Here is an 18,467-nt window from a genome sequence, read left to right on the forward strand (position 1 = left end):
CCGCCCGGCCGGGCGCGCGCCCGCAGCGCGCCCCGGCGGCTTCCTACAGCGCCTCGGCCGATTCGCCAGCCTCCCCCTCCCGGCGCGCCGCGCAGGATCCGTGTCCGGCCGTGACAGGGTCGCCCATCACGAAACAGGGAGCAGAAGATGTTGATCCGAGCAAGCAGACACGGGGCCGCGTGTGCGGTCGTGACACTCGCCGCCGCGCTGGCACTGGCCGGCTGCGGCGGAGGCGGCGGCGGGAGCGCAGGACCTGGCGCCGCCCCGGCCCCGGCACCGCCGGCCGCCAGCCCGCAGTCGGCCGGGGCCCTGCCGGTCGAGGACGTGGCGGTGCCGGTGCAGGCGCTGGCGCCCAACACCCGCTACGAGGTGACGCGGGCCGGCCGGGTGGCCCTGGTGCTGCCCGCCGGCGGGCTGGCCGCGGGGGACCGCATCGAGGTCGTCGGCCTGGGCAGCGGCCAGTGGCATCTGGACATGGCGGCGGGCACGTCGGTGGTGGCGCCCGCGCCGGTGCGGGCGGACGCCACCTGGGTGGAGGCCGGCCCGGTGCCCGGCGTCGACGAGCGCTGGTGGGCCCTGCAGGCCTCGGCCGACGGCAACACGGTGCTGGCCGCGGCCAACGAGGGGGCGCTGCATGTCTCGCGCGACGGCGGCCGCACCTGGGCCACCCCCCTGCCCGACCCACGCCACTGGTCCGCCCTGGCGGTGAGCGCGGCGGGCAACCGGCTGGCGGCGGCCGCCTACCTCGGCGGCCTGTGGGTCTCGGCCGACGCCGGCGAGACCTGGCGCGAGACGGTCCCCGCCTCCGGCCCCGAGCCGCGCGAGTGGGTCGGCCTGGCCACCTCGGCGGATGGCCTGGTGCTGCTCGCGGCCGAAAAGAGCGGGTGGCTGGAAGTCTCGCGCGATGGCGGCGCCACCTGGGCGCGCCGCGGCGACCAGCCCCGCAGCTGGCGCGCGGTGGCCCTGGCGGGCAACGGCCGCAACATGACCGCGGTGGCGCATGACGGCACCGTCTGGACCAGCGACGACATCGGCTTCAGCTGGACGCGGCGCCTGGAAGGCGACTACGACTGGTACCGCGTGGCGATGTCGGCCGACGGCGCCACGGTGGTGGCCGCGGCCGCGGGCGGGCATGTCTGGGTCTCGTCCGACTACGGCCTGACCTGGGCGCCGCGCTTCCGCGAGGGACCGGTGAACGCGGTGGCCCTGTCCTCCGACGGCCAGCGCATCGTGCTGGCCGTGCCCTGGCACCCGAGCCTGCCGGACGGGCGGGTCCACCTCTCGGTGGACGGCGGCCTGACCTGGGCGCCGATGCTGCATGACGCCAACTGGCGCGCGGTGGCCCTCACCGGCGATGGGCGCACCCTGCTGGCCGCCGACAACCCGGGCCGGCTGTGGCGCGGCACCTCCCCGGAGAGGGCGGCGGTGTCCGCGGTCGAAGGCGGGAGCGCAGACTCGATCGAGCTGGTCTACCTGGGCGACGGCGTCTTCGAGCTGCGCGCGATCCGCGGGCCGGGCGTACGGGCGCAGTGAGGGGCGGCGCTCAGGCCGCCGGCTGGGCCGGTTCGGCGGGCCGGGCCGGCTTGTCGACGCGGCGCAGCGGCGCCCAGCCGGCCCAGCGCGGGTAGTAGCGGGCCACCGGGCCGCCGTCGATGTCCCAGCTGACGCAGCGCCCGAGGTGGAACGGGGGCGTCTGGCTCTCGGAGCCGGGCGGCCCCTGGATGCCGCTGCGGCGCTGCAGGCCGGCGGGGATGGTCTGGTAGGCCGCGGTGGCCGCGTTCACCAGCAACTCGCGCATGTGGGTGCAGCCGCGGGTGCCGCCGAGGACGCGGTCCACCGCCTGGCGCCAGCCCGGGCCCAGGCGCGCGCCGACCAGGCCGGCCACCGGCGGCAGCGCCTGCTGGCACTCGCCCAGCGGCGTGTCGTCCATGGTGGCGACGACGGCCCGCACCTGGAACGCGTCGTCCACCGTGAGGCGCACGGCCATGTGGTGCACGTACTCGCCGGGCGGCAGCTCGCCGCGTTCGTACATCTGGATCGGGTAGGCCTTGCTGTCACGCAGCTCGGCCTCGATGTCCCACAGGCCGTCCTCCCGGGCGTAGCCGCGGAAGGTGACGTTGCGGGTATGCAGGTGTTCCCGTTTCGCGGGTTCGGGCAGGGGCATGGGCGTGGCGGCGGCGAGGGCCTCAGAGCGCGCGGGCCAGGCGGGCCACGCCCTCCTCGATCTTCGCGATGTCGGCGGTGGCGAAGCTCAGACGCAGGCTGGCCGGGTCCGGGTTGCTGGCGTAGAACGGCGCGCCCGGCACGAAGGCCACGCCCTGCTCGATCGCGCGGCGGGCCAGTTCGGCCGCGTCCTTCAGCTTGCCGCCGGCGCCGGTCAGGCGGGCCCAGACGAACAGGCCGCCCTGCGGCTCGGTGAACTCGATGGCGTCGCCCAGCTCGCGGCGCAGCGCCTCGCACATCGCGCGGGCGCGCTGGCCGTAGACCTCGCGCACGTGCGCCAGGGTGGCGGGCATGCGGCCGGCCTGGAGGTAGGCCGCGGCGGTGGCCTGGGCGAAGGTGCTGGTGTGCGCATCGCTGAACTGCTTGCACATGGTGGCCTTGGCGAGCAGCTCGGTCGGGGCGATGAGCCAGCCCACGCGCAGGCCGGGGCTGAGGACCTTGCTCAGGCTGCCGCAGTGGATGGTGAGCTCCCGGCTGCCCGGCACCTGGTCGGTCAGCGCCAGCAGGCTGGGCGGCGGCGCCTCGCGGAAGTACAGGTCGCCGTACGGGTCGTCCTCGACGATGGGCACCTGGTGCTTGACCGCGATCTCCAGGATGCGCCTGCGGCGCTCCAGCGAGGTCAGCGCGCCGCTGGGGTTGCCGAAGGTGGGGATCAGGTAGACGAACTTCGGCTGGTGCTCGGCGACCAGCTGCTCCAGCTTGTCGACCTGTACGCCCTCGCTGTCCACCGGCGCGGCGATCACCTGCGCGCCGTAGAGGCGGAAGCACTGGATGGTGGCCAGGAAGGTGGGGCCCTCGACGATCACCTTGTCGCCCGGGCCGACCAGGGTCTTGCCCAGGAGGTCCAGCGCCTGCTGGCTGCCGGTGGTGACGATCAGCTGCTGCGGCGCCAGGTCCTTCACGCCCTTGGCGCGCATGAAGGCGGCCAGCTCGGCGCGCAGCGGCTCGTGGCCCTCGGTGGCGCCGTACTGGAGGGCGGCGCCGGGGTTGTCGGCCAGGGCCTGCTGGCTGGCCTCGCGCAGGCCCTCGACGTCGAACATCGCGCTGTCGGGGAAGCCGCCGGCGAAGCTGATGATCCCGGGCTTGCCCAGGAGCTTGAACAGCTCGCGGATGGCGGAGGTTTCGACGTTGTCCAGGCGTTGGGCGAAATTCAGGGGCATGGTGGTGCGGTGGGAAAAGGCGCCAAAACCGACATTGTCGCGCGGTCGCGGCGCCCCCTGCCGGGTCAGGAGAACCGGGGCGGGCGCTTCTCGATGAAGGCGTTGACCGCCTCGTGGTGGTCCGCCGTCATGTGGGCGATGGCCTGGTAGCTCGCCGACAGCTCCAGCACCGATTCCAGCGAGGCGCGCTCGCCCTCGCGCAGCAGGCGCTTGGTCATGCGCAGCACGCCGCCGGGGTTGGCGGCGATGCGCCGGGCCAGGGCCAGGGCCTCGTCCATCAGCGCCTCGTGCGGCACGACGCGCGAGACCAGGCCGCAGTCCAGCGCCGCGCGGGCGTCCATCGGCTCGCCGGTGAAGGCCAGCTCGGCGGCCTTGGAGCGGCCCACCGCGCGGGGCAGCAGCCAGGCGCCGCCGTCGCCCGGGACGATGCCGACCTTGACGAAGCTCTCGGCGAAGGTGGCCTTCTCGGAGGCGATGCGGATGTCGCACATGCAGGTCAGGTCCAGGCCGGCGCCGATGGCGGGGCCGTTGACGGCGGCGATCACCGGCACGTCGAGGTGGTAGAGGGCCTTGGGAATGCGCTGGATGCCGTTGCGGTACTCCTCGCGCACCGCGTCGGGCAGCGGCTTGTCCACCTGGTAGCGGCGCATGTCCTTGACGTTGCCGCCGGAGCTGAACACCGGGCCCGCGCCCGTGAGGACGACGCAGCGCACCGTGGTGTCCAGCGTGATGTCGGCGCAGGCCTGGACGAATTCCTCGACGGCGGTGTTGCCGGTCAGGGCGTTGCGCGTCTCGGGCTGGTTCATCGTCAGCACCAGGATCGCGCCCTCGCGGCGGCGGGAAAGGAAGGGAGTGGTCATCGGGTCTCCGGGGGTGTTCTCGTGGGGGGAAATCAACGCAGGTCGGTCAGCTCGCGCACGAGGTCCAGCGTGCTGCCGGCGCGGGCCTCGACCAGCTCGCGCCCGAGCACGTCCTGCCAGTAGCCTTCCGAGCCGGCGGCCTGGCGCCAGGCGTGCAGGCGGCGGGTGTACAGCTGCAGGTCGAACTCGTGGGTGAAGCCGATGGCGCCGTGGATGGAATGCGCCAGCGCCGCCACCTCGCCGGCGGCCTCGCTGGTGCGGGCCTTGGCCACCGCCACGCGCAGGCGGTCGGGCGCGGTGCCCGAGGCCGAGGCCGCGAGGCGGGCCGCCATCGCCGCCGCATAGGCATGCTCGGCGAGCACCGAGAGCTGGTGCTGCACCGCCTGGAACTTGCCGATCGGCTTGCCGAACTGCACGCGGTCATTGGCGTACTGGAGGGTGCGATCCAGCACCTGCTGCAAGGCGCCCGAGAGCAGCGCGGCATGCACGCAGGCCTGCCACTCGCGCACCGGCGGGCGGCCCGGCACCCTCGCCGCGGCGGCGACCACGGCGGCCGGCCAGGTGAGCGTGGCGTCCAGGCAGAAGCCCGAGGGCTCGCGCCGCGCCTGCGCCGCGGGCAGCAGCAGGCTGCCCTGCGGGCCCACGGCCAGCACCCAGTCGGCCACCGCGCCGCCGCGCGCGTCGGGGCAGCACAGGCCGCCCTCGCCTGCCACTTCGCCTGCCACTTCGCCTGCCACTTCGCCGGCGCCGCGGGCCTCGGCCAGCACCAGGCTGCCCGGCGGCCGGGCGATGCCGGCCTGCGCCAGCACGAGGCGGCCCACCAGGGTCTCGGCCAGGGGCACGGGCAGCGCGTACGCGCCGCACAGCGCCATGACCGGGAAGGCCTCGGCCAGCGAGAGGCCCGCGCCACCCTCGGCCTCGGGCACCAGGGCGTCGGCGAAGCCGGCCGCCTCCAGCACGCCCCAGAGGGCGGCGGGGGAGCCCCCGCCTTCGATGGCCCGCACCACGGCGGGCGTGCACTGGTCGGCCAGGAGCTGGCGGACCGCGTCGGTGAACAGGTCGTCCATCGTCTCGTCTCCGTTTCAGCGCAGGCCCAGGCCGCGCGCGATCATGCCGCGCAGGATGTCCCGCGTGCCCCCGCGCAGCGAGAACGACGGCGCCACCTGCGTCACGTGGTTGAGGGTGCGCAGCAGCTCGGCGGGCACCTCGGTGGCCTCGCGCGAGAACAGGTCGTCGGCGATGGCGGCGGGGATGGCCTGCTCCAGGCCGGTGCCCAGGTCCTTGACCAGGGCCGCCTCGACCACCGGGCTCTCGCCGCGGGCCAGCTTGGCGGTGAGCGCCACCGCCATCGCCCGCAGCGGCGCGAGCTGCGCCGCGATGCGCCCGGCCAGGCGCGTGGCCGCCGGCGTGCGGCCCTGCGGCGTGCGCACGAAGGCCAGCCACTCCTCGAACAGCACGATGCTGGAAAGCAGGCGCTCGGGACCGGAGCGCTCGTAGGCGAGTTCGGCCGTGACCTGCTCCCAGCCCTTGCCCTCCTCGCCGATGAGGGCGTCGGGCGCGAGCTTCACCTGGTCGAAGAAGACCTCGCAGAAATGGCTGTCGCCGGAGAGGTCGCGGATCGGGCGGATGGTCACGCCCGGCAGCGACAGGTCGACGATCACCTGCGACAGGCCCTGGTGCCGGTCCTGCGGCTCGCCCGAGGTGCGCACCAGGGCGATCATGAACTGGCAGTGGTGGGCGTTGGTGGTCCAGATCTTCTGGCCCTGCAGCGTCCAGCCCTCGGCGGTGCGGGTGGCGCGGGTCTTCACGCTGGCCAGGTCGGAGCCCGAGTTGGGCTCGCTCATGCCGATGCAGAAGAAGGCCTCGCCCTTGCAGATGCGGGGCAGGTAGAACTGCTTCTGCGCCTCCGTGCCGTACTTGAGGATCAGGGGGCCGCTCTGGCGGTCGGCGATCCAGTGCAGGCCCACCGGCGCGCCGGTGTTCAGGAACTCCTCCACCAGCACGTAGCGGGCGAAGGGGCTGCGGCCGCCGCCGCCATAGGCCGGCGGGAAGGTGATGCCGAGCCAGCCCCGGCGACCGAGCTCGCGGCTGAAGGCGGCGTCGCCCCCCATCCAGCTGCGGGCGCGCACATGGGGCGGCGTCTCCCGCAGGGCCTGCGAGAGGAAGGCCCGGACCTCGGCGCGCAGCGCCTCGTCTTCGGCCGGGATGGCGCCGGGTTGCAGCGCGGCAAGGCTTGTCATTCCAGGACTCCCTGTTCGAAATAGGCGTCGATGCGCTCGGGCGCGAGCCCCAGCACCTGCTGCATCACCGCACGCGTGTCCTGCCCCAGGGTCGGCGGGGCATGGCGGTACTGCACCGGCGTGCCGGACATCCGCACCGGGCTGGCCACCAGCGGGATCGCGCCGGCAGCGGCATGGTCCATCTCGATGCGCAGGCCGCGCGCCTGCACCTGCGGGTCGGCGAAGACGTCGGCCACGGTGTTGATCGGGCCGCAGGGCACGGCCGCGCCCTCGAGCAGGTCCACCCACTCGCGGGTGCTGCGGGTGCGGGTGACGGCGCGGATCATCTCCAGCAGCGCGTCGCGGTTCGCGATGCGCCCGGCATTGCGGGCGAAGCGCTCGTCCTGCGCCCACTCCGGCCTGCCGGCGGCGGCGCAGAAGCGGGCGAACTGGCCGTCGTTGCCCACCGCCAGGATCATGTGGCCGTCGGCCGTGGGGAAGTCCTGGTAGGGGACGGTGTTCGGGTGGCCATTGCCCATGCGGCGCGGCGACTGGCCCGAGTACAGGTAGTTCATGGACTGGTTGGCCAGGCAGGCCACGCCCACGTCGAGCAGCGCGAGGTCGATGTGCTGGCCCTCGCCGGTGCGCTGGCGCGCCTGCACCGCGGCCAGGATGGCGGTGCTGGCGTACAGGCCGGTGAGGATGTCGGTGAGCGCCACGCCCACCTTCATCGGGCCGGCGCCGGGCTCGCCGTCGGGCCGGCCGGTCAGGCTCATGAGGCCGCCCATGCCCTGGATCAGGAAGTCGTAGCCGGCGCGCGGGGCATAGGGCCCGGTCTGGCCGAAGCCGGTGATGCTGCAGTAGATCAGGCGCGGGTTGAGGGCGCGCAGGCTCTCGTAGTCCAGCCCGTACTGCGCCAGGCCGCCGACCTTGAAGTTCTCCACCAGGATGTCGCTGCGGCAGGCCAGCTCGCGCACCAGCGCCTGGCCCTCGGGCCGGGTGAGGTCCACCGCGATCGAGCGCTTGTTGCGGTTGGTGCACAGGTAGTAGGCGGCGTCGGCGGTGGGCTCGCCCGCGGCGTCCTTCAGGAACGGCGGGCCCCAGGTGCGGGTGTCGTCGCCGCTGCCGGGGCGTTCGACCTTGATCACCTCGGCGCCCAGGTCGCCCAGGGTCTGCGAGGCCCAGGGGCCGGCGAGCACGCGCGAGAGGTCCAGCACGCGCAGGCCCGCCAGGGCGCCGGGCGGGGGCGCCCCGGGTGCGTCCGCGTGCATCACTGCTGTTCCACCTTGGCCTGGGTGGCGATGCGTTTCCACAGGCGGATCTCGGCGGCTTGGAACTGGCGCATCTCCTCGGGGCCGCCGACCATGACCTCGGCGCCGAGCTTCTCGTAGAACTCGCGGGTCTCGGGCTGGCGGGCGATGGCGGTGAGCAGCGAGGCCATCTTCTCGGCCTCGGCCTTCGGCGTCTTCGCATGCATCATCGCGCCGACCCAGGTGTAGGCGGTGAAGCCCGGCAGGCCGGCCTCGGCGGCGGTGGGCACCGAGTTCAGCGAGGGCACGCGCTTGTCCGAGGCCACGGCCAGGGCCTTGAGCTTGCCGCCCTTGACCAGCTCCTGCGCCGAGGTCATCTCGGCGAAGGCCAGGTGGACGGTGCCGGCGGCGACCGCGGTGACGGCCTCGCCCGCGCCCTTGAACGGCACATGGTGGGTACTGACCCTGGCGGCGTCGTTGAACAGCTCCGCCATCAGCTGGTAGCCCGCGGACCCGGCGCCGTAATTGAGCTTGCCGGGGTTGGCGCGGGCGGCGGCCATCAGCTCGCCGAGGTTGCGGTGCTCCGAGGCGCCGGGCACCACCAGCAGCGCGGGCGAGCGCATCATCATGCTCAGGGGCGTGAAGTCGGCCACCGGGTCGTAGGGCAGCTCCTTGAACAGCGCCGCGTTCACCGCCAGCGTGGAGTTGCTGCCGACGAACACGGTGTAGCCGTCGGCCGGGGCCTGCAGCACCTGGCGCACGGCGAGGAAGCCGTTGGCGCCGGGCTTGTTCTCCACCACCACCGGCTGGCCGGTCATCTCGGACAGCTTCTTGGCAAAGTAGCGCGCCGAGGTGTCGGTGCCGCTGCCGGGCCCGAAGGGCACGACGAACTTCACCGGGCGCGCGGGGTAGGCCTGGGCGAGGGCGGTGGCCGGGCCGGCCAGGGCCGCCGCGGCGAGCGTGGCCAGGGCGGCGAAGCGGACGATGTGCCTGCGTTGCATGGGAGTCTCCTTGTTCTGTTTGTTCTCGTGTCCGGGCGGCGGCCTGCTCACTCCAGCGTGGCGCCGGTGGCCTTGACCACGCGGTCCCAGCGGGCCAGCTCGTCGCGGATGTAGGCGGCGTACTCGGCGGGCGTGGAGCCCAGGGGCGTGGCGCCCTGCGCCGCCAGCTTGGCCTTGACGTCGGGCGAGGCCAGGGCCTTCATCAGCTCGGCATTCAGCCGGTTCACGATCTCGGGCGCGGTGCGCGCCGGCACCATCACGCCCTGCCAGGCGCCGACCTCGAAGCCGCGCAGGCCGGCCTCCGAGAGCGTGGGCACGTCGGGCAGCACCGGGGAGCGCTGCAGGCTGGTGACGGCCAGGGCCTTCAGGCGCTTGTCCCGGATGAAGGGCAGCGCGGAGTTGATGGTGTCGGTGAGGAACTGGGTCTGGCCGGCGACCGCGTCGGTCAGCGCGGGGGCGCTGCCCTTGTACGGAATGTGCTGCGCGCTGAGGCCCTGGCTTTGCAGCATCAGGAAGGCGCCCAGGTGGGTGATGTTGCCGTTGCCGGCGGAGCCGTAGGAGACCTTGCTGGCGTTGGCCTTCACGTAGGCGAGGAACTCGGGCACGGTGTTGGCGGGCACCGAGGGGTGGACGGCCAGCACCAGCGGGATCACCGCGGTCAGGGCCACCGGCGCGAGGTCGGTGCGCACGTCGTAACTGAGCTTCTTGTACAGGGCCGGGCTGAGGGCGACGGCGGACGTGTTGTAGAAGACGGTGTAGCCGTCGGCCGGGGCCTTGGCCACCAGCTCGGCGGCGATGTTGCCGTTGGCGCCGGGCTTGTTGTCCACCACCACCTGCTGCCCCATCTGCTCGGTGAGCTTCTGAGCCAGCACGCGGGCCACCAGGTCGGTGGGGCCGCCCGGCGGGAAGGCGATGACCATGCGCACCGGCTTGTCCGGGTAGCTGCCCTGCGCGAAGGCGCCCAGGGGCGCGGCGAGCACCGCCATCGCGGCCAGGAGGGTTCTGCGGGTCCAGGATTTCATGGGGTTGTCTCCTCGTTGTCTTGTCTTGGGGGAAAGGTGGATCAGGCCGGCCGCCCGGCGAGCAGGCGGGTGGCGGTGTAACTCATGACCCGCTCGCCGCGCTGGTTGAAGACCTCGATGTCCGAGGTCACCACCGCGCGGTTGCGGCTGGAGGTGGGGCGGATGCCGGTGACGGTGACGGTGGCCTCGATGGTGTCGCCCACCCGCACGGGCGCGTGGATCTTCTGCGCCAGCTCCAGCATCGCCAGGCCGGTGCCCTGGATCATGGTCTGGAGGATGAAGCCTTCGATGAGGGTGTAGGTCAGCGCGCCGGGGACGGGGCGGCCGCGGATGGCGCCGCCCTCGTAGCCCTCCTCGATGAAGATCGCCTCGAGCATGCCGGTGCAGGAGATGAAGTTGACCAGGTCGGTCTCGGTGACGGTTCGGCGGAAGGTGCGGAAGGCCTGGCCCGCCACCAGGTCCTGCCAGTGGAAGCCCTGGCCGAGGCGGGGCAGCGCGGGACCGGGTGCGGGAACCGGGGCGGGGGTGCGGGCGGGTTCAGTCATGGGGTGCTTCCTGGCGGATCGCGCCGCTGGCGAGCCAGGCGGCGATCTGGTCCTCGGTGGCGCCGGCCTCGGCCAGCGCCTCGCGGGTGTGCTCGCCCAGGTGGGGCGGCAGGCCCACCGGCGGGCGCCGGCCGTCGAAGCGCACCGGCACGCCGGTGAAGCGCAGCGTGCCGCCGGCCGAGGGCATCTCCTCGAAGAAGCCGGTGGCGCGCAGGTGCGGGTCGTCCTTCAGGTCGGCCAGTTCGTTCACCGGCGCGGCCGGGATTTCCAGGCGGTCGCACAGGGCGAGCCAGTGCGCGCTGGGCCGCTCGGCCACGATGCGGCCGGTCAGCTCGTAGAGCGCCTCGATGTTGCGGGTGCGGGCGGCCATCGAGGCGAAGCGTTCGTCGGCGGCGCAGTCGGGGCGGCCCGCGCCCTCGAAGAAGCGGCGCCAGTGGGTGTCGGTGTAGGGCATCAGGCAGACATGCCCGTCCAGCGTCTGGTAGGGGCGGCGCCACTCGGACATCACCCGCGGGTAGCCGGTCGTGCCGCGGGGCGGCTCGAAGTGCTGGCCGTACAGGTGCTCCACCAGGTTGAAGGCCACCATGGTCTCGAACATCGGCACCTCGACGAAGCTGCCCTCCCCCGTCTGCCCTCGCCGCACCAGGGCCGCCAGGATCGACATCGCGGCCACCAGGCCGCTGGTCTTGTCGGCAGCGATGGTGGGCAGGTAGCGGGCCACCCCGCCCTGCGCCTTCATCAGCGCGGCGCTGCCGGACATGCCCTGGATGATGTCGTCATAGGCGGGCCGGCCGCCGTAGGGGCCGTCCTGCGCGAAGCCATGCAGGCCGGCGTACACCAGCCGCGGATGCCGCGCGCGCAGCGCCTGCGGGTCCAGGCCGACGGCGGCGAGCTTCTGCGGGCGCATGCTGTGCATGAAGACGTCGGCCGAGGCGATGAGCGTGGCCAGGGCCTGCTGGCCGCCGGGCGTCTTCAGGTCGATGGCGACGCTGCGCTTGCTGCGGTTGACGCCCAGGAAGATGGCGGACATGCCGGGCTCCAGCGCGGGGCCGGTGTGGCGGGTGGAGTCGCCCTCGGGCGCCTCGACCTTGATCACCTCGGCCCCCAGGTCGGCGAGCCACTGGCTCGCGTACGGGCCCATGACCACCACGCTGGCGTCCACCACCCGGATGCCGGCAAGGGGAAGTGCGTTCATGTTGTCTCCTGGGGCGAATCTATCGCCTGCGGCAAAATCAATCCAATATTGAATTGAGCGCCTTCGATACGCTTTGAATATCACATGAACCTGCGCCAGCTCCAGCAGTTCGTCACCCTCGCCGAGACCGGCAACTTCCACCGCGCCGCCGAGCGCCTGCACATGGCGCAGCCGCCGTTGTCGGTGTCGATCCGCAAGCTGGAGGAGGAGCTGGGGGCGCCGCTGTTCGAGCGCACGCCTGCCGGGGTGCGCCTGACCGCGGCGGGCGGCGGCATGCTGGCGCACGCGCAGCGGGCACTGTTCCACGCGCAGCAGTGCCAGGCCTCGGTGCGGGCCGGGGTGCGGGGCGAGGCGGGCCTGCTGAAGCTGGGGTTCGTGGGGTCGGCGACCTACGCGCTGCTGCCGCGGCTGATCGCCTCGTTCCGCAAGCGCTACCCGGCGATCGACCTGGAGCTGACCGAGCACACCACGGCCGGCGCGCTGGACGGGCTGGTGGAGCGCCGGCTGGATGCCGCGATCGTCCGCTACCCGCTGGTGGACCCGCGGCCGTTTCGCCTCACGCCGCTGGAGGCCGACGAGTTCGTGCTGGCGGTGAGTGCGCGCAGCCCGTTCGCGGGGCGCCGGTCGATTCCCCTGAGCGAGGTGGCCGGGGAGCCGTTCATCATGTACGGGGCCCAGCGGGTGCCGGGCCTGTTCGCCATCGCCACGCTGCGTTGCCAGCAATCCGGCTTCACCCCGCGCATCGCGCAGGAGGCGGCGCAGGTGCAGACGATCCTGAGCCTGGTGCAGAGCGGGCTGGGGGTGGCGCTGGTGGCGGGCGTGGCGCGCAAGTACGTGCCCTCGGGGGTGCGGCTGCTGGCGCTGTCGGACACGCCGGCCGGGTTCGAACTGGGGCTGGCGCTGGTCACCCCGGAGGAGAACGCGAGCCGGGTGGCGCAGACCTTCGAGCAGCACGCGCTGGGAGGGTGAGAGGACCTGACCCCAACGAAAAAGGGCCGCAGCGCGAACGCTGCGGCCCCTGGCTTCGGATTCCCGGACGGGAATCAGAAGTGGTATTCGACGCGCAGCTGCGGCGTCTTGGCCAGCGTGCCCGGCACCGAGTGCGGGTTGCCGAACTTGTTGCGCCAGTACTGGTACTGCACGCCGGCCTTCAGGGCCGACTTCGGCAGGCCGACCGTGGAGCTCAGGTCGTACATCACCTGGCCGTCGAAGTTGAACTCGGGGGAGGTGGCGCCACCGAACTCGTCCTTGCCCTTGGCGGCGATCCAGTTGGCGTAGCCCTCGAACGAGAAGCCGGCACCCAGCGGGATGCCCCAGGCGGCCAGCAGCGCGCCATGGGTGTCGAAGTCGTAGCGGGCGACACGGGTGGACTGGCCGAAGCCCGTCACCGGCTGGTTGCTCTCGAACAGCGCGGCAGCCGTCACGTTCAGGAAGCCGGCGGGCACCGCCATGAAGAAGGTCGGGCCGGCGACCAGCATGCGCTTGCGCGAGCTGTAGCCAGCGTCGTTCTTGGTGTTCCAGTCGAAGCCGGCGGTCAGGCCCATGCCCTTGACGGGACCGAAGCCATAGGCCTTGCCGGTGACCTTGCCCAGGTCCACCGTGTGGCGGTACACGACGTAGGCTTCCTGGGCGTTGCCGTCGTTGGCGTCGGAGTTCAGCAGGTCGACGCTCACGAAGTTCGTGCCGTACTTGTAGCCGCTCACATGGCTCAGGTTGAGGATGTTCTTCTTGACATCCTTGGTGTTGTACGGCTCGGCGTACTTGGTGCCCCAGCGATAGCTCAGGGAGGTGTCGCTCCAGTCGGCCGCTTGGGCGGCGACGGCGAGCAGGGACAGGGAGGCCGCGAGGGCGATCTTGGTCTTCAAGGTAACTCCTACTTTTTGTTAAAAACCTGTGAAAGCGTAACAGCCCCTAGGGTTTTTCCGAATACAACTTTCCTCCAGGGAGTTGCGATTACGCGACAGCCGACATGCCCGGCTGAACCTCCCCGCCCAGCGCCTGCAGCAGCTCAGGCAGCAGCGCGGACAGCTCGCCGGTGGCGATCGCGGCGTCGGCATCGAACCCCTTGTCGTCACCGAGGTTCTCGTCCACGCCGTGCATGTCGATCTTCCGGATCGCCAGCAGCTCGGTAAGCAAGAACGAGACCCGTCCCTCCCAGGTCAGGGCCAGCTGGGTCGGCAGCTTGCCTTCCTCGATGTGCCGGGCGATCTCCTCCAGGTCGAGGTTGTGCCGCGCGTAGCGCACCACGGAGCGCTCCTCGCCGGCGTTCTTCAGCTCCAGGTCGCGGTCCACGGTGAAGCCGGCGGGCGCCTCCTGGGATGACAGCCAGTGCGCCATCGCGGCGGCCGGCGAGGTGGCGGTATGCACCGGGGACAGCGGCATCACGCACCGTACCTGTGCCATCGCGTCCACGAGCTGGGCGATCACGCCCTCGGCGGCCTTGGTGCTGCCCACGCCGACCGCCAGCAGGCGGGCGGACGGGTCCAGCCACAGCAGGTGGGCCGAGCGCTTGCTGAAGGCCCGCGGCAGGAAGGCGTGGACGATGTCCTCCTTCAGTTCGGCCTTCTCCTTGCGCCCGGGCTTGCGGCCCTGGGCCTGCTCGATGGCCTTGCAGCGCGCCTCCAGCTCGGCGCGCACCGCGCCGGCCGGCACCGAGCGGCGCTCGACGGCCAGCTTCATGATCCAGTGGCCGTCGACCACTTCCACCATCGGCGCATGGGCCTCGCCGCGCGGCGGCACCCAGCCCACCGAAAGCTCCTGCGTCGCGGCGCAGGGCTGGAAGGTCAGGCGCTGGAGTTCGGCCTCCAGGGCTTCGAGGGCGGGCGGGCTCCACTCGGGCCCGATGCGAAAGGGAATCAGGTTCTTGAACAGCGGCATGGCGCGGGGTCGGACTGCAAAGGCAAAGGGGCGGATTCTGCCTTCGTACGCGTCGTGCGCCGACAACAGCCCGGGCCTTGACAACCGACGCTCGCGCCCATGGGCCGCGCACGCCACGGGCTGCGCCTGCTGCTGCAGGCCGGCCGCACCTGGATCGACGAGGACGCCCCGGCCATGGGCGCGGCCATCGCCTACTACACCGTCTTCTCGCTGGCGCCGCTGCTGGTGATCGTCATCGCCATCGCCGGCGCCCTGTTCGGCCGCGAGGCGGTGCAGGGCCAGGTGGTGGCCGAGATCTCCGGGCTGCTCGGCGCCGAGGGCGCGCGCCTGGTCCAGGACCTGCTCGCCAGCGCCAGCGACACCGGCCACGGCCTGGCCGCCGGCGCGGCCAGCGCCGGCGTGCTGGTGGTCGGCGCCACCACCGTCTTCGCGCAGCTGCAGTCCTCGCTGGACCGCATCTGGCACGTGCCCGCCCGCGCCCGCCCCAGCGGCCTGTGGGCGCTGCTGCGGGCCCGCCTGGTGTCCTTCGGGCTGGTGCTGGGCGTCGCCTTCCTGCTCATGGCCTCGCTGGCGGTGAGCGCCGCCCTGGCGGCCCTGGGCGCCTGGGCCGGCGGGCTGGCGCCGGGCTGGGAGCCGGTGCTGCAGGCCCTGCACCTGGCGACGTCGCTGGCAGTGTTCACCACCCTCTTCGCGATGATCTACAAGCTCCTGCCCTCGACCCCGATCGCCTGGCGCGACGTGTGGGTGGGCGCCCTGGTGACGGCCCTGCTGTTCGAGGCCGGCAAGCTGGCCATCGGCCTGTACCTGGGCAAGAGCGGCATCACCCGCGCCTTCGCCGCGGCGGGCTCGCTGGTGGTGGTGCTGCTGTGGGTCTACTTCGCGGCCCAGGTCTTCCTGTTCGGCGCCGCCTTCACCCGGGCCCAGGCCGAGGACCGGCTCGGGGCCGCGGCTAGGGAATCGACCTAAGGCGCATGCGCCGCGCCCCTATGCGGCGCGGGCGCCGGGCGACCAGACTGGAGCCCATGAACTCGCACCTCTTTCTCGACTCGCTGCCTGGCTGGGCCCGGCGTGCCTGCGGACTGCAGGCGCAGGAACCCACGATCGCCGACGACCCGCACCTGTACAGCCTGCGCGCCTGGCCGGAACTGCCCGAGGAGCAGCGCACCGCCGCCGTCTACCGGCTGCTCTCGGTCATGACCGTGCGCGCCGTGCCCCGCCTGTGGATGGCGCGCCAGTCCGGCCTGGACGCCGCGGCCCTGGACACCCTGCTGCTGTGGCTGGAGCGGGACGGCGTGCTGGTGCGCGGCACCCTGCGGTCGCAGGCCGGCACCGCCCAGCCCCGGGCAGCCGCCCGCGCGCCGGGCTCCGAGGACCTGCTGGCCCTGGTCTGAGGACCGGCCCGCCGGCTCAGAACCCCGCCACCAGGCCGTCGCGGCGGGGGTCGCTGGCGCACACGTAGCCCTCGACCTTCGGGTCGCCGGCGCGCCAGATGAACTGGCCGGCGCCGAAGTCCTGGTAGTTGTCGTTGATCACTTCCACCTGGTGGCCGCGGTCGGCCAGGCCCTGCACCGTGGCCTTGTCCATCTGCTGCTCGACGTTGATCTCGAAGCCGGCGTTGTAGCGCCAGCGCGGCGCGTCGCAGGCGGCCTGCGGGTTCTGGCCGTAATCGACCATGCGCACCGTCGTCTGCATGTGGCCCTGCGGCTGCATGTTGGCGCCCATCACGCCGAAGCTCATGACCGGCTGGCCGTCCTTGGTGAGGAAGGCCGGGATGATGGTGTGGAAGGGGCGCTTGCCCGGCGCGACCTGGTTGGCGCCGGCGTCGAGGCTGAAGGCGTGGCCGCGGTTCTGCAGGCTGATGCCGAAGGACGGCTCCACGCAGCCCGAGCCGAAGCCCATGTAGTTGCTCTGGATGAAGCTGACCATCATGCCGTCCTCGTCGGCGGCGGTGAGGTAGATGGTGCCGCCCTTGACCGGGTTGCCGGCGCCGAAGTCCTGCGCGCGCTTCATGTCGATCAGCTTCGCGCGGCTGGCGAGGTAGGCGTCGTCGAGCATCTGTTCGGCGGTGACCTCCATCGACGAGGGCTCGGCCACGTACTTGTAGACGTCGGCGAAGGCCAGCTTCATGGCCTCGATCTGCAGGTGCTGCGAGTCCACGCCGTCCACCGGCAGGCCGGCGACGTCGAACTTCTCCAGGATGCCCAGCGCGATCAGCGCCGCGATGCCCTGGCCGTTGGGCGGGATCTCGTGCAGCGTGTAGCCGCGGTAGTCGCGGCCGATGGGGGTGACCCACTCGGGCCGGTAGGCGGCGAAGTCACTGGCCTTGAGGCTGGCGCCGTGCTGCGCGGCGAAGCGCTCGATGGCCTGGGCGATCTCGCCGCCGTAGAAGGCCTGGCCCTTCGTCTCGGCGATGGCCTTCAGGCCGCGCGCCGCCGACTTGAACTGGAACAGCTCGCCCACCTTCGGCGCGCGGCCCCAGGGCAGGAAGCCCTCGGCGAAGCCCGGCAGGCCGCCCAGCTCGGGCGTGGCCGCGGCCCACTTCTGCTGCACCACGACCGGCAGCAGGTAGCCGCGCTCGGCCACCTCGATGGCGGGCTCCATCAGGTCGGCGAAGGGCAGCCGGCCGAAACGCTCGGACAGCGCCACCCAGCTGGCGACCGCGCCCGGCACGGTCACGGCGTCGAGGCCGCGCTTGGGCGGGGTCTTGGCGTCGGCGCCGTACTTGCGCTTGAAGTAGTCGGGCGTCCAGGCGGCCGGCGCACGGCCCGAGGCGTTGAGGCCGTGCAGCTGCTTGCCGTCCCACAGGATGGCGAAGGCGTCGCTGCCCAGGCCGTTGCTCACGGGCTCGACGATGGTCATCACCGCCGCGGCGGCGACGGCGGCATCGACCGCGTTGCCGCCCTTCCAGAGCATGCGCAGGCCGGCCTGGGCGGCCAGCGGGTGGGAGGTGGCGACCGCGTTGCGGGCGAACACCGGCAGGCGGGTGGTGGGGTACGGGTTGTGGAAATCGAAATGCATGGTCAGGGTCGGTTGGGGGGCCGGGTCTCGGCTTCTCAGTCGGCGGTGAGCTGGCGCTCGGTGATGATCTTCTTCCACTTGGCGCGGTCGGCGGTGGCCATGGCGGCGAACTGCTGCGGCGTGCCGCCCACGGGCTCGATGCCCAGGCGGGCCAGGCGGTCCTTGACGTCGGCGTCCTGCAGGGCCTGGTTGATGCCCGCGTTGACGCGCGCCACGATGTCGGCCGGCAGGTTCTTCGGGCCGTAGACGCCGAACCAGGTCACGCTCTCGTAGCCGGGCACCGTGTCGGCCACCGGCGGCAGCTCCGGCAGCAGCGGCGAGCGCTTGAGGGAGGTGACGGCCAGGGCGCGTAGGCGGCCCTCCTTCACATGGGGCAGGCCCGAGGGCAGCGAGTCGACCAGCAGGTCCAGCTTGCCGCTGGCGAGGTCCGGGATCGCCAGGGCGGTGCCGCGGTACGGGATGTGGACCATGAACAGGCCCGCCATCGACTTCAGGTGCTCGGTGCCCAGGTGGACCACCGTGCCGTTGCCGCTGGAGGCGTAGTTCAGGCGGCCGGGGTTGCGGCGCGCATGCTCGACGAACTCCTTCATCGTCTTCGCCGGCGAGGAGTTGGGCACCAGCACGATGCTCGGCGCGTTGCCCACATGCGAGATCGGCGTGAAGTCGGCCACCGCGTCATAGGGCAGCTTGCCGGCCGCGGCGAAGCTCGGGCCGATCGCATGGGTGCTGGAGGTGGTGAGCAGCAGCGTGTAGCCGTCGGCGGCGGCCTTGGCCGCGATGTCCGAGCCGATGGTGCCGCCGGCGCCGGGCTTGTTGTCGACGACGATGCTGGTGCCCAGGCGCTCGCCGAGCTTGCCGGCGACGGCGCGGGCGAAGATGTCGGTGGCGCCGCCGGCCGGGAACGGCACGACCAGGCGGATCGGCTTGGCAGGATAGGTCTCGGCCCAGGCGGGTGACGAGGCGAGCGCCGCGGCGGAGGCGGCCAGGAGGAGGCTGCGTCGGGTGGTCATCGCGCGATTATCTGCGCCCGCCCACGCGCCGCGTGACGCCTCGGGCACAGCCTAGAATGCCCGTCGATGACGCTCCCTTGCCGCGCC

At 72.5% G+C, this 18,467-nt stretch carries 18 protein-coding genes; 4 read left to right on the top strand and 14 right to left on the bottom strand.

Annotated features, from left to right (window positions below; translation table 11 throughout):
* Positions 1-189: 189 nt before the first annotated feature.
* Positions 190-1,533, top strand: a complete 1,344-nt coding sequence (locus ACT80S_RS00690) for a WD40/YVTN/BNR-like repeat-containing protein (protein WP_377411445.1) — start codon at positions 190-192, stop codon at positions 1,531-1,533.
* A gap of 10 nt (positions 1,534-1,543) precedes the next feature.
* Here ACT80S_RS00690 and ACT80S_RS00695 read toward each other — a convergent pair whose 3' ends face one another.
* The 10 genes from ACT80S_RS00695 to ACT80S_RS00740 form a co-directional block, all read right to left on the bottom strand.
* Positions 1,544-2,164 (bottom strand): DUF2889 domain-containing protein, encoded by a 621-nt coding sequence (locus ACT80S_RS00695; RefSeq protein WP_377411447.1) that lies wholly within the window; start codon positions 2,162-2,164, stop codon positions 1,544-1,546.
* 22 nt (positions 2,165-2,186) lie between these two features.
* On the bottom strand, positions 2,187-3,377 hold the full coding sequence (locus ACT80S_RS00700) for an aminotransferase-like domain-containing protein (RefSeq protein ID WP_377412596.1): 1,191 nt from the start codon (positions 3,375-3,377) through the stop codon (positions 2,187-2,189).
* A gap of 71 nt (positions 3,378-3,448) precedes the next feature.
* The gene (locus ACT80S_RS00705; RefSeq protein ID WP_377411449.1) at positions 3,449-4,243 is read right to left on the bottom strand and encodes a crotonase/enoyl-CoA hydratase family protein; all 795 of its coding nucleotides are present in this window, start codon (positions 4,241-4,243) and stop codon (positions 3,449-3,451) included.
* 32 nt (positions 4,244-4,275) lie between these two features.
* A complete protein-coding gene (locus tag ACT80S_RS00710; RefSeq protein ID WP_377411451.1) occupies positions 4,276-5,310 on the bottom strand; it encodes an acyl-CoA dehydrogenase family protein in 1,035 nt (344 codons plus the stop codon).
* A 15-nt stretch (positions 5,311-5,325) separates the two neighbouring features.
* The gene (locus ACT80S_RS00715; RefSeq protein WP_377411453.1) at positions 5,326-6,483 is read right to left on the bottom strand and encodes an acyl-CoA dehydrogenase family protein; all 1,158 of its coding nucleotides are present in this window, start codon (positions 6,481-6,483) and stop codon (positions 5,326-5,328) included.
* A complete protein-coding gene (locus ACT80S_RS00720; RefSeq protein WP_377411455.1) occupies positions 6,480-7,733 on the bottom strand; it encodes a CaiB/BaiF CoA transferase family protein in 1,254 nt (417 codons plus the stop codon). The genes ACT80S_RS00715 and ACT80S_RS00720 overlap by 4 nt, the downstream gene beginning before the upstream one ends.
* The gene (locus tag ACT80S_RS00725; protein ID WP_377411457.1) at positions 7,733-8,713 is read right to left on the bottom strand and encodes a Bug family tripartite tricarboxylate transporter substrate binding protein; all 981 of its coding nucleotides are present in this window, start codon (positions 8,711-8,713) and stop codon (positions 7,733-7,735) included. The genes ACT80S_RS00720 and ACT80S_RS00725 overlap by 1 nt, the downstream gene beginning before the upstream one ends.
* Positions 8,714-8,760: 47 nt before the next feature.
* Positions 8,761-9,735, bottom strand: coding sequence for a tripartite tricarboxylate transporter substrate binding protein (locus ACT80S_RS00730; RefSeq protein ID WP_377411459.1), 975 nt, complete (start codon positions 9,733-9,735; stop codon positions 8,761-8,763).
* Positions 9,736-9,776: 41 nt separating this feature from the next.
* Complete coding sequence (locus ACT80S_RS00735) at positions 9,777-10,280, bottom strand: MaoC family dehydratase (RefSeq protein WP_377411461.1); 504 nt, start codon at positions 10,278-10,280, stop codon at positions 9,777-9,779.
* Positions 10,273-11,475, bottom strand: a complete 1,203-nt coding sequence (locus ACT80S_RS00740; RefSeq protein ID WP_377411463.1) for a CaiB/BaiF CoA transferase family protein — start codon at positions 11,473-11,475, stop codon at positions 10,273-10,275. Before ACT80S_RS00740 ends, ACT80S_RS00735 begins: the two co-directional genes overlap by 8 nt.
* Before the next feature lie 84 nt (positions 11,476-11,559).
* Between ACT80S_RS00740 and ACT80S_RS00745 the strand changes: the two genes are divergently transcribed.
* Positions 11,560-12,444, top strand: a complete 885-nt coding sequence (locus ACT80S_RS00745; protein WP_377411465.1) for a LysR family transcriptional regulator — start codon at positions 11,560-11,562, stop codon at positions 12,442-12,444.
* A 74-nt stretch (positions 12,445-12,518) separates the two neighbouring features.
* On the opposite strand, the gene ACT80S_RS00750 is transcribed toward ACT80S_RS00745, so the two are convergent.
* Together ACT80S_RS00750 and ACT80S_RS00755 are read right to left on the bottom strand one after the other, a co-directional pair.
* Positions 12,519-13,340 (bottom strand): outer envelope protein, encoded by an 822-nt coding sequence (locus ACT80S_RS00750; RefSeq protein ID WP_377411467.1) that lies wholly within the window; start codon positions 13,338-13,340, stop codon positions 12,519-12,521.
* A gap of 88 nt (positions 13,341-13,428) precedes the next feature.
* The gene (locus ACT80S_RS00755; protein WP_377411469.1) at positions 13,429-14,352 is read right to left on the bottom strand and encodes a recombination-associated protein RdgC; all 924 of its coding nucleotides are present in this window, start codon (positions 14,350-14,352) and stop codon (positions 13,429-13,431) included.
* A 99-nt stretch (positions 14,353-14,451) separates the two neighbouring features.
* Between ACT80S_RS00755 and ACT80S_RS00760 the strand changes: the two genes are divergently transcribed.
* Together ACT80S_RS00760 and ACT80S_RS00765 are read left to right on the top strand one after the other, a co-directional pair.
* Positions 14,452-15,318, top strand: a complete 867-nt coding sequence (locus tag ACT80S_RS00760; protein ID WP_377411471.1) for a YihY/virulence factor BrkB family protein — start codon at positions 14,452-14,454, stop codon at positions 15,316-15,318.
* A 56-nt stretch (positions 15,319-15,374) separates the two neighbouring features.
* Positions 15,375-15,743 (top strand): hypothetical protein, encoded by a 369-nt coding sequence (locus ACT80S_RS00765; protein WP_377411473.1) that lies wholly within the window; start codon positions 15,375-15,377, stop codon positions 15,741-15,743.
* A gap of 16 nt (positions 15,744-15,759) precedes the next feature.
* Here ACT80S_RS00765 and ACT80S_RS00770 read toward each other — a convergent pair whose 3' ends face one another.
* Complete coding sequence (locus ACT80S_RS00770) at positions 15,760-17,370, bottom strand: gamma-glutamyltransferase family protein (RefSeq protein ID WP_377411475.1); 1,611 nt, start codon at positions 17,368-17,370, stop codon at positions 15,760-15,762.
* A 35-nt stretch (positions 17,371-17,405) separates the two neighbouring features.
* Positions 17,406-18,380, bottom strand: a complete 975-nt coding sequence (locus tag ACT80S_RS00775) for a Bug family tripartite tricarboxylate transporter substrate binding protein (RefSeq protein ID WP_377411477.1) — start codon at positions 18,378-18,380, stop codon at positions 17,406-17,408.
* Positions 18,381-18,467: the final 87 nt, after the last annotated feature.

The sequence above is a fragment of the Ramlibacter sp. MAHUQ-53 genome (assembly GCF_052600055.1).

What these genes read in the sequence shown, in the direction of transcription:
- ACT80S_RS00730 (WP_377411459.1), bottom strand. Translation starts at nt 9,735, where the DNA reads ATGAAATCCTGGACCCGCAGAACCCTCCTGGCCGCGATGGCGGTGCTC.
- ACT80S_RS00745 (WP_377411465.1), top strand. Translation starts at nt 11,560, where the DNA reads ATGAACCTGCGCCAGCTCCAGCAGTTCGTCACCCTCGCCGAGACCGGC.
- ACT80S_RS00720 (WP_377411455.1), bottom strand. Translation starts at nt 7,733, where the DNA reads ATGCACGCGGACGCACCCGGGGCGCCCCCGCCCGGCGCCCTGGCGGGC.
- ACT80S_RS00760 (WP_377411471.1), top strand. Translation starts at nt 14,452, where the DNA reads ATGGGCCGCGCACGCCACGGGCTGCGCCTGCTGCTGCAGGCCGGCCGC.
- ACT80S_RS00705 (WP_377411449.1), bottom strand. Translation starts at nt 4,243, where the DNA reads ATGACCACTCCCTTCCTTTCCCGCCGCCGCGAGGGCGCGATCCTGGTG.
- ACT80S_RS00740 (WP_377411463.1), bottom strand. Translation starts at nt 11,475, where the DNA reads ATGAACGCACTTCCCCTTGCCGGCATCCGGGTGGTGGACGCCAGCGTG.
- ACT80S_RS00770 (WP_377411475.1), bottom strand. Translation starts at nt 17,370, where the DNA reads ATGCATTTCGATTTCCACAACCCGTACCCCACCACCCGCCTGCCGGTG.
- ACT80S_RS00715 (WP_377411453.1), bottom strand. Translation starts at nt 6,483, where the DNA reads ATGACAAGCCTTGCCGCGCTGCAACCCGGCGCCATCCCGGCCGAAGAC.
- ACT80S_RS00765 (WP_377411473.1), top strand. Translation starts at nt 15,375, where the DNA reads ATGAACTCGCACCTCTTTCTCGACTCGCTGCCTGGCTGGGCCCGGCGT.
- ACT80S_RS00695 (WP_377411447.1), bottom strand. Translation starts at nt 2,164, where the DNA reads ATGCCCCTGCCCGAACCCGCGAAACGGGAACACCTGCATACCCGCAAC.
- ACT80S_RS00725 (WP_377411457.1), bottom strand. Translation starts at nt 8,713, where the DNA reads ATGCAACGCAGGCACATCGTCCGCTTCGCCGCCCTGGCCACGCTCGCC.
- ACT80S_RS00755 (WP_377411469.1), bottom strand. Translation starts at nt 14,352, where the DNA reads ATGCCGCTGTTCAAGAACCTGATTCCCTTTCGCATCGGGCCCGAGTGG.
- ACT80S_RS00710 (WP_377411451.1), bottom strand. Translation starts at nt 5,310, where the DNA reads ATGGACGACCTGTTCACCGACGCGGTCCGCCAGCTCCTGGCCGACCAG.
- ACT80S_RS00735 (WP_377411461.1), bottom strand. Translation starts at nt 10,280, where the DNA reads ATGACTGAACCCGCCCGCACCCCCGCCCCGGTTCCCGCACCCGGTCCC.
- ACT80S_RS00775 (WP_377411477.1), bottom strand. Translation starts at nt 18,380, where the DNA reads ATGACCACCCGACGCAGCCTCCTCCTGGCCGCCTCCGCCGCGGCGCTC.